We start from the raw sequence: 10,230 nt of genomic DNA, 5'->3' as shown, positions 1-10,230 counted from the left end.
GGTCGAGCCAGTTGCTCCGGTATCACCGGTTGCACCTGTGGCGCCGGTCGAGCCGGTTGCTCCGGTCGATCCGGTCGCACCAGTAGAGCCTGTTGCTCCAGTCGAGCCAGTCGAGCCGGTTGCTCCAGTAGAGCCGGTGGCACCGGTCGCGCCCGTGGCACCTGTCGAGCCCGCACCCGTGGCGCCGGTCGCGCCGGTCGCTCCGGCGGGTCCGGTCGCGCCTACTTGACCTGTGGTGGCGATAAAAGAAGCGGTATCAAAGAAATTGCCATTATCGCCATTATTAGCAAGCACGGGTGTAAAACTATAACCTCCTACAACCGGGGAAAGCGTGCCGTATAATTTGAAATTGCTGTCATAAACGAAATAAATATCAGTAGTGTTGGGGATCGTTATGGTCGCAGAGAAGTCATTTATTAAACCGCCCTGGTTTGCAGATGGTAGCTGAAAGCTACCAACGACTGTATCATCCGCACGATTAAGCGCCGGATTAGTCGGCGGAGCCACGTGAGTATCCACTACATAATACGTGTTAACAGCCGAAGAGCTGCCGCCGGCAGTTATGTCCCCACTGAGTGTGAGATCAGCCGCAAGCACCCCCGAGTAGCTGGCCACGCCAGCCGAAGTCATTGGAGGCAAGGGCGTGGACGAGCCTACGCGTGAGGATATCTCCCAGGAGCCGCCCAGGGCGGCCGCGCCAATCAGCGACCCGGACGCGAGAACGTCCGCGCCTACTGCCTCTTCCAGCGCCTCTATGAAGGCTTCGCCCGTATCCCCCGATGCCGTTTCGCAGCTCCACAGCCGCAGCTCGCCGTCCTTGGCAAGCGCACGGCCGATTGCGGCAAGATCCTCGGCCTCTTCCTGCAATGTAGTTGATGACCACTCCCCTGCTGTGAAGCCGACACGCCCAGACCCACCATGTGCGATAACGTGCACCGCATCGAGCCCTGCGTGCCCTGCGAGCGCGGCAGCGATCTGCCGCGCCGCCGGTCGGCGGCCGTTGAGCACAATCGCTTGAACCTCGGGTCGCACGCTGCCGAGAATCGCCTGGAGGTCGGAAACTGAAGGATCGACAAAAAGAACTTCAGAGGCACGGGCCATGACTGGCTCCTGTTGGCTTCGAACTCAATTCACCGGCAGCCACTCACTGGCCTAGCCGGCAAGTGCTGCGACCAAAGAGATTTACCTCCCGGACGGCCCGACGGCGCCGTGGGGACGTTCCACGACTGGCGTCTCCACGCGGAGGAAGTTGGCGACCTGGAAGTTCCCGCCTTCATCAAACGTCCCAATGGCAAGCGAGCCGGCGGTGCTTGGGACTTTGACGGTGAGGGCGACAGCGAGGCTTCGCTTGGCGGCTCTGGGAAGAACGACCTGACCGACAATAGCGCTCTTGGCCGTGTCCAGAATGAAATAATTTACATTTTCAATCGTGTCGCCGATCGGCAAAATGCCTCGAACGGTGACTTCCATAGCCGCAAATCCTGCCGTGAAGCTCATCATCTTCTCCTTGGTCGCCGGCGGCCGGGCCGCAGCTTCTCTTGGTCGTACCTTAGATTTCAATCGCTGGTTCAATGGCTGCAGAGCGCGGGCGCCCGGTGAGGCCGGTCGCGCGCATTGCCGCATTGCGGGCAGGTCTAAGAGACGGGTGCGCAAGGCTTGGCAGCCTCTGCGTGCCGCTCGATCGGATGGCGCCCCAGTTGTCTTCGCCCAGGTGAGTGAGGCGTCCAAAGGACACCGAGGAATACCCATCAATCGCTGGGTAATCCGTGCTGTTGGCCAACTGCGGGTAATTCAGGCGTTGTTCTACGCCTAAGCCTGCGTCACGGCCCCATCGACTCGTACACGGTATCACCCCAACCATGGTCACTCCCGTCACGCGTGTCGCCGATTTCTCGACGACGACTAACGAGGGAACCAACTGCTTGCGGGGGGAACATCAGATTTGGGAAAACGCCGGCCTTGAGTTCAAGGCCGTACAACGTCTTCTCTTGCACGTCACCACACACTTGCCACGCCCTCACGCACGAAGTGACTTGCTCCAGACACTCTCCTGGCTTCGCAGACGCAGCCCAACAGGCCCTCTGCCCGGTTCGCGGGAACCCTCTCAACACAAGACATTAGTAAAATCTAAAATTAGCAACTTGTAAATAACCAAGTTAACAATTTATTAATTGTGGACCATGAGTAACTACTTTCGGTCGACATCAAATGGCGCGCATGGGCCAAACGCATCGAAAAATCCGAGGCTTAAGGGTGCCCTCTGGTCCGCGTCGAACCCTCGATGTCGCGGCGGAATTTGCGCCTCAGCGATTGGGTCGACGGGAAATTCTGTTCTTAACCCTCTGGTCCCGAGCGACCGCAAGACCCTTGCTGCGACGGAAAGCGCTGGCTAAACAATGGACGGGTTGAGGCAGCACTTGGCTGTGAAGGAGCAATCGTTCTTTGCAACAAAGGTCATGCAAATGGCCAAGGCGGCGGGGTGATGCATGAGATATAAAGCCGGACAAAGGCGCAGGAATTCCCTTCAACAATTTCCAGCAGCGTGTAACGAACGTCGCTCCGCCAAGGGATTAGCATGAGCACCATCGGCCTGTGCATGATCGTCAAGAACGAGGCAAAGGTCATCTTGCAATGCCTCGCCAGCGCCCTTCCTCTCGTTGACTACGTGCTCGTCATCGACACGGGTTCCGAGGACGGCACGCAGGACGTCATCCGTACCTTCCTGACCCTTCACAATGTCAAAGGCACAGTCATCGACGAGCCTTGGCGGGACTTTGCGTACAACCGTACCTTTGCCCTTGACCGCCTGCGTGAAGTCGAGACGGTCGACTACGCCATGATCATCGACGCCGACGACGTCGTGGTCCAAGACGCTGACTTCGATCCGATCGCGTTCAAGTCGAACATGGAACACGATCTCTACGACGTCGAGGTGTCCCATGGGGGCATTTCGTTTTATCGCCCGCAGATTTGCCGCAACCGGCTTCCCTTCTCCTTCAAGGGCGTGCTGCACGAATATCTCGAGGCCCCTCCCGGCCATCTCACACGCGAGACCGCCAAGGGTTTTCGCGTGGCGACGGGGCGTGGCGGAGCACGCAGTCAAAACCCGCGAAAGTACCAGGACGACGCGGCGGTTCTTGAAAACGCGCTTGCTACGGAGACCGACCCGTTCCTTATTTCGCGATACACCTTCTATTTGGCGCAGAGCTATAGGGATTCCGGAGAACGTGAAAAATCGCTGGCAACCTATCTGAAGCGCGCCGAGCTGGGCTTCTGGGACGAGGAAGTCTATGTCAGCCTGCTCGAAGCGGGCAATCTCATGACAGCGCTGGGACGGCCATTCGACGAGGTCGTTGCAATCTTTGAGCGTGCGACCCAAGCCGTTCCCGCCCGCGCTGAAGCTCTTCACGCCGCGAGCCTCTATTGCCGCACCCAGGGCCGGAACGCGGAGGGAGCGGAATTTGCGCGTCGAGGGCTCGACCTTGCGCAACCCCCCGGACTTTTCATACAGCCTTGGGTCTACGATTACGGATTGCTCGACGAGTTTGCCGTCAATGCCTACTGGACAGGCGCTTACCGGGAATCACTCGACGCCTGTCTGAAATTGCTCGCCAGCGAAAAATTGCCGGCGGAAATGGCGAAGCGCGTGGTGGCCAACGCGCGTTTCGCCACGGACAAGCTTCCGGTGCATGAACCGCCGAATCTCGGGGCGTTCGGGACAGAGAGCTTGATCGATCAGCACAAGCTTATCCGGCAGCGTTCGCTGCGGTCGCGCCTGAAGGGTTCGCCGCGCATCCTGATTGCAATCCTGGCAAAGCAGAAGGAGCCGGCACTGCCGCTTTACCTCGAGTGCATCGAGGCGCTCGACTACCCGAAGGCATCGATCGTCCTATACATCAGGACAAACAACAATACCGACAGGACCGAGCATATACTGCGCGAATGGGTAGAGCGCGTGGGTCACCTCTATGCGGCGGTCGAAATCGACGCCTCGGACGTCGTCGATCGTGTTGAGCAGTTTGGCGAGCACGAATGGAATGAGACGCGCTTCAGGGTGCTTGGCCGAATCCGCAACATAAGTCTGCGGAAAACGCTCGAGCACGGCTGCGATTTCTATTTCGTGGCCGACGTCGACAATTTCGTACGATCGGCCACGCTGCGAGAACTTGTCGCGCTTGATTTGCCAATCGTCGCGCCTCTGCTTCGCTCTATCTCGCCGGGCCAATATTATTCGAACTATCATGCCGAGATCGATGCCAACGGGTATTATCTGCAGTGCGATCAGTATGGTTGGGTGCTCAACCGCCACGTGCGCGGCGCCATCGAGGTGCCGCTCGTGCATTGCACATATCTTGTCCGGGCTGACGTGCTGACCGAACTGACATACGAGGACGGCACATCGCGGTACGAGTACGTTGTCTTTGCTGCCAGCGCCAGGAAGGCCGGAATCGTCCAGTATATGGATAACCGACAAGTCTATGGCTACATCACCTTTGGCGATGGCCAATACCATGTGAGTGATGGCATCGAGCGGGCTCGAGCGCTGTTGCATGGTGCGGGCGATACCTCCGCATTCACTGCCGCCACGCCCTCTGTCTCCGGGACGATGCCAGCCCGGCCTGTCGAGCCGACGGGTTCCCCGAAAATTCACCTGATAAACCTAGACCGCAGCGTCGAGCGCTGGAGCAGGTACCAAAGTAACAACTGGCATTTATTGCACAATACCGTTCGCGTATCAGCCGTTGACGGCACTTCTCTCGACAGGGAGGCGCTCATCAAGGAAGGTCTGATTACCAGTGATTGTCCGTATCCCCCGGGCACGTTGGGGTGCGCTCTATCCCATATCAGCTTGTGGCAGCTGTCGGCTTCAGAAAACAAGACAATAACGATTTTCGAAGACGACGTTCGGTCATCATTTCGGTTCTTGGAGGAATCAGATCGTATATCTCAAGAATTAACAGAATGGGACATTATACAGTGGGGGTATATATATAGTCCATTGTTTCTTTGGTTAAATTTCGGCTTCTCCAAAGCCAAGCTTGAATTTTACGACCATCGATACATCAATAAAACTGCTTTGTTCCAGGCCGAGAAATTCTCACACTCCCTCATAAAAGTGGAGCACTCTTTTGGGATTCAAGCCTACACAGTAACACCAAGAGGTGCACGAATGCTTCTTGAAAAATGTCTGCCGCTACGAAGTAGACAAATCCCCTTTCCTGGAACTGCCGTCGTCCTCGACGATACGGGTATCGATTGCGCGATGTGTGCGGCATATGGATCAATGCAAGCGTTCGTTTGCATGCCGCCGCTGGTCATCCATGATGACGAACTGCCGTCAGACCGGGCAGAGGCAGATCACCGAGAGCCGAGCTAGTTTGTCATTGGAAGCACAACAGACCACCAATGGTGTGGCGCGCATGGCGCGAGGGAAGATACTGACAAAGACCGCCTGGGCGGCACTGGGGTCTTGATGCTGTCGCACGCCGACGCGTCATAGTCCATCAGTTGCTAAGGGGCCTACTCGCCTGGGGCCACAGAAATTCTAAGGGTCATGTAAACCAGCCCTCGGGAGAACGGCGTGAAAATTGCAAATCACATCACACTTCTCGTTCACCCAGGGATGGTGAAGGTGCTCGCAAGCTTGATTCAGATGCTCGCCGATGGGCTGCATGAGATTTCCATCGAAACTGACATTGTCCATGAACTGCCTCAAGGATTTACCGGGCAGGCAATCGTACTAGGTGCCAACCTGTATGGAGAGGCCGGCTTAGCCCATCTGCCAATTAATTCTGTCATATTTAATGTCGAGAATCATACGTCTAACTGGATGTCGAACGAATACAAAAACATTCTTCGCCGATTTCCCGTTTGGGATTATAGTGAGTCAAACTCACTTTTTTTATCGAATTCGATATCTCGGCAAGTACATTATCTTAGATTGTTCTACGTGAGAAGTCTTTCCAGAATTCTTGACGAAAACGAGGATATTGACGTTCTGTTCTATGGCTCTTTTAATGACCGGCGGTCCAAAGTGCTTGATGAAATGCGCGCACGAGGGCTGCGCGTTGAAGCCGTGTATAGCGTATTCGGCGACCAGCTTGACCGACTTATCGCGCGCTCGAAAGTGATACTGAATTTGCACTTCTATGACAGCGGACAGTTTGAAATTATTAGAGTTTTCGATCTTTTGGCGAACAAGCGTACTGTAGTAAGCGAAGTAAATTCAGGCGAACTGGTGGACGCCGATTTGGCCAGCGCCTTTGTTGCAGCGAACTACGAGAACCTTGTCGATGTGACCGAGGCGCTAGTTAAGGACCCAGATCGACGTCATAAAGTAGCAGCAGCAGGCTTCGAGGCATTTAGCCAACGCAGCGCCAAAAAAATACTTCCTGAAGCGCTAGCCTGGAGTGATTCGCCACGCCTCCCGGGCGATATGGTGATTGGCAGTGGCAAGATGTACGATCCGCACCTGCTCAATATAGACATTAGAAGCCAATGGAACCCCGACATTGTCGCCGATATATCAGATCCGCAGCTATTGACCCGTGAATTTACATCAACGCGCTTTGGTGCCGTCCGCCTCCGACGCGGACTATTTACAAGTATAACTTCTGCGAACACGCTTGAGAAAGCTTCCAATCTGGTTGTCGCTATGACCAACTGCCTGAACTTACTGGCAGACGGCGGACTTCTAAAGATATCTGTTCCGCACGATCTGTCCTACGGCGCCTGGCAAGACCCTACCAACGCGCATGGCTTCAATGAACGGAGTTGGCTCTACTATTGTGAATGGTACTGGTATCTCGGCTGGACCGACGCTCGATTCGATTTGATTGAGCAGAGCTTTCACTATAGTTCCTTGGGGCACGAGTTGGCAGCACGGGGCGTTTCACATGACGAGATTTTGCGTAGCCCGCGGGCGGTAGACGAGATACATGTGGTGCTGCGCAAGCGGCAACTAACTGAGGCTGAGCGTACCCATGGGGGCCAACTGCGAGGCGACATCCGTGCGTGAAATTCGATGCAAGCTGTCGATGAGGTGCATTCGATGACGCAAAGCACGCCGGATGGTTCCCGCGAAGCCTTCGCGCGCATCTACCAAGGCAACGAGTGGGGTTCCACGGAATCGCGCTCCGGACTCGGTTCAGCGTACGCGACGACCCATCGCGTGCGAACCGTATTGCCGATGCTTTTGCGCGCACTGGATGTGACATCCATGCTTGATGCGCCCTGCGGCGACTTCAACTGGATGCGTTTCGTCGACTTGGGCAAGACGCACTACATCGGCTGCGATATCGTGCCGGAAGTCATCGACATGAATCGCTTGCGATACGCGGATCGCGAATTCCACGTGCTCGATCTGGCTGCCGAACCGCTTCCGAATGTCGACCTTGTTTTTTCGCGCGACTGCCTGCAGCATCTGACCGAGCCCGACATCTGGCGCGCGCTGCGCAACTTCAAGAAATGCGGCGCACGCTGGCTGCTCACCTCAAGCCATTCGACCTCAGCTCAGGACATTGCGTCGGAACCGGGCGGATTCGGATTTCTCAACTTACAGCAACCGCCATTCTCGTTTCCCGTACCACTCCTAGTCATGCCGGAGGAACACTACCCATCGAAGGCGATGTGTCTGTGGGACATGACGCAAATCGGTGCATGAGAACGATTATGGAGCATCGTCTGACGAATAGGCTATAGCTTGGCATACCAGCTGCCGTCTCATTGGCTACGAGTTTGGCTACGCGGGGATCATTCGCGGAAAGGCTACGCGGTCATGTCTCGAAATCTCCCTTGGCCGCCCATCGCCAACCCTCTTTACCGTCCCGTCGAGCTTGTACAGAGGCCGCATGCCTGAGAGCGCGGCTAATCAGGTCATCGAGCTCATGGGGAGCATGCATGCCTTGATGGGTCCGCCAAGAGCCCGCAACTAGACGCAGCAGTGCGGAGCGTTCCTTCACAAAGGAAGCGACAGCAAAGCCGTGTCGCTAAATCAAAGTAGTGATTGTTTGGGCTTTCGGTTCTTGTTCGCTGGAAGCTGAACTCCGCGCCGGTATTGATTACGGCGCCGGTTTCGTCTGATGAACGACCTTGTCAATCGTGAGTTGCAGCCTCGGAAGCCCTCCACCACACCGCACAGCCGTCGATTGGAATTAATGGCGAGGTAATACCTTCTCTAGTCCGAAATTCGTTTACAGCTTGAGCGCACGGGGCGAGAAAGTAGTCGTCAACGATTACGAATCCACCATACGAAAGCTTGCGATAAAGCGAGTCAAGAGCTTGAATTGTTGATTCATACATGTCGCCGTCGAGCCTGAGAAGCGCCAATTTTTGTATCGGAGCATCAGGGAGTGTGTCCTTGAACCAGCCTTCAAGGAAGACGACTTGCTCATCAAGCAAGTCATATCTGCGAAAGTTTTCTTCTACGTCCTTCCGTGAGATCGCCAGTTGCGAATGTGTGTGGTGGGTGTCCCCAGCGTCCGCCGCATAGATTTCCGGACTTGGGGAAGGAAGGCCAGCGAAACTGTCAGCGACGAAGACGCGACGTTGAGTATCGGCGTAGGAGGCAAGAATACCTCTCATAAAAATACACGCCCCGCCGCGCCAAACTCCGGTCTCGATTAAGTCGCCTGGAACATCATCTAAGATTACAGTTTCGCATAAATGCCGTAGATTGCGCATCCTCGCTGAGCCAATCATGGTTTGCGCTAGTCCCGGCCAGTCCCGCCCAAGAGCACGCTTGTTCGGATCGTATTTTCCACCCGTCCACGGATCAATGGGCGCGTCGCCATATAAGGTTCCGGTCAGCGATGCTTCCAGGAGATTTAGGTATCTATTCCGCATCTTCATTGCGGCGATCATGAAGTCATGACTGTCATTCAACGCTCGTCTCCTTTTGGGAGCTTGACACGAACCAACGCTTCCGCGCCGAATTCGGATGACGCGAGTGCGGCTCGTTGAACGGCTACGCTGTCACCGTAGCAGATAGCTTTCGCCATCGTTTGCGAAAAGACAGCTTCCCCAGCTAATGCCATAACAGCTTCCCGGATCTTCGCCACGGTGGATTTTCGTGGTAGTTAGACTCCGGCGGTCGGACACGGGAATCAAAGTGCGACGACGGGATTTCGTTACGCTCTTGGGGCGCGCAGCGGCTGGGAGCTTTTTTCCTCCCGCATTGACCGGTCGCGACGCCCTCGCGGAGAGCTATGCAGCCATGGCGCCACCGACCACCTTGCCTTCGTCCCTCCTCACCGTGCCCATCGAGCTTGCCGGCGACTGGGGCCACATGCTTGAGGGAGCCGCTGATCAGGTCGTCGAACGCATGCGGCATGCATGCCTCGACGGTGTCCGCCTGCTGTCCGACCGCCAGCCAACGCGCCTTCGTGTCGACGAGCACACTTCCGGCGCGCCGGCAATCTGGCTACATCCAGACGGCAGCAGTATGGCCTGGATCATCGTCGATATCGGCGAACGTGACTGGTCGAAGCTCGCCTACCAGTTCGGGCACGAACTCGGACATGTGCTGTGCAACAGCTGGCAGCCGGACGCCAAGCCGGCGCCGCCTTGCCAATGGATCGAGGAAACCATGGTGGAGGCTCACTCGCTGCGTGGGCTCGCACGTCTGGCGAAAAACTGGAAGGAGGCGCCACCCTTCGCAGGCGACAATGCCTTCGGCGATGCCATCGCCCGGTACCGCCAGGACATCATCGATCGTTATGCAGCGCTGGCTGAAAGCCAGGGGCTCACGCGCGACGCCGCTGCGTGGTTCGCCGACCACCGCGGCGAGATCGAAATGCCCGCTCTTAATCCGTTCGCCCAGGCAATGTCGCTGACCATCCTCGCCGAATACGGCCGCGCGCCGGACTGCGTAGAGGCTTTGGGGGCACTCAATCGCTGGCCCGGCCGCACCAGCATGCCGATCGCCGAGTACCTCGGACACTGGGAGGCGAGTTGTGTCGAATTGCGCGCTTCGCCCAGATTGCCGATCCGCCTGCGTGATCTGCTGCATGTTCAACAGCGGGCCAAGTGAAGAGCGCTTAGGGCGGTAGGCAACGGACTGGCTTAGCCAGCGCGATGAACGTGCGTCCGGTCAAGGACATGTGGTCGTTTCCTTGCTCGCGGGCTCACACGCACATTGGCGCTATGATATGGCATCTCGGCTCGCGGCGCTTTTCGGCGCCGAGTCCGCCATCGTGAGCTTTGGCAGGACTGGTCAGGCCGCGCGACATG

The 10,230-nt window shown here is 56.7% G+C and carries 7 protein-coding genes; 4 read left to right on the top strand and 3 right to left on the bottom strand.

What is annotated here, in order from left to right:
- A partial coding sequence (locus AC0L2D_RS20720; RefSeq protein ID WP_127223524.1) for a DUF4347 domain-containing protein occupies positions 1-1,101 on the bottom strand: 1,101 nt, incomplete at its 3' end.
- Positions 1,102-1,182: 81 nt separating this feature from the next.
- On the bottom strand, positions 1,183-1,497 hold the full coding sequence (locus AC0L2D_RS20715) for a hypothetical protein (RefSeq protein WP_024505825.1): 315 nt from the start codon (positions 1,495-1,497) through the stop codon (positions 1,183-1,185).
- A 1,078-nt stretch (positions 1,498-2,575) separates the two neighbouring features.
- Between AC0L2D_RS20715 and AC0L2D_RS20710 the strand changes: the two genes are divergently transcribed.
- From AC0L2D_RS20710 to AC0L2D_RS20700, 3 genes are all read left to right on the top strand, one after another.
- Positions 2,576-5,377 (top strand): glycosyltransferase family 25 protein, encoded by a 2,802-nt coding sequence (locus tag AC0L2D_RS20710; protein WP_027163547.1) that lies wholly within the window; start codon positions 2,576-2,578, stop codon positions 5,375-5,377.
- Positions 5,378-5,581: 204 nt separating this feature from the next.
- Positions 5,582-7,018: a glycosyltransferase family protein gene (locus tag AC0L2D_RS20705; RefSeq protein WP_473542162.1), complete on the top strand. Its 1,437-nt coding sequence runs from the start codon at positions 5,582-5,584 to the stop codon at positions 7,016-7,018.
- Positions 7,019-7,024: 6 nt separating this feature from the next.
- Positions 7,025-7,663: a class I SAM-dependent methyltransferase gene (locus tag AC0L2D_RS20700; protein ID WP_050596364.1), complete on the top strand. Its 639-nt coding sequence runs from the start codon at positions 7,025-7,027 to the stop codon at positions 7,661-7,663.
- 431 nt (positions 7,664-8,094) lie between these two features.
- Here the strand turns inward: AC0L2D_RS20700 and AC0L2D_RS20695 are convergent, their stop codons facing one another.
- Positions 8,095-8,883: a TylF/MycF/NovP-related O-methyltransferase gene (locus AC0L2D_RS20695; RefSeq protein WP_473542160.1), complete on the bottom strand. Its 789-nt coding sequence runs from the start codon at positions 8,881-8,883 to the stop codon at positions 8,095-8,097.
- Between the two features lie 331 nt (positions 8,884-9,214).
- Between AC0L2D_RS20695 and AC0L2D_RS20690 the strand changes: the two genes are divergently transcribed.
- Positions 9,215-10,030 (top strand): hypothetical protein, encoded by an 816-nt coding sequence (locus AC0L2D_RS20690; RefSeq protein ID WP_032809479.1) that lies wholly within the window; start codon positions 9,215-9,217, stop codon positions 10,028-10,030.
- Positions 10,031-10,230: the final 200 nt, after the last annotated feature.

This window comes from Mesorhizobium sp. WSM4833, from assembly GCF_055811095.1.
The sequence above is the reverse complement of the archived record's forward strand: the minus strand, read 5'-3'. Positions and strand labels throughout refer to the sequence as shown.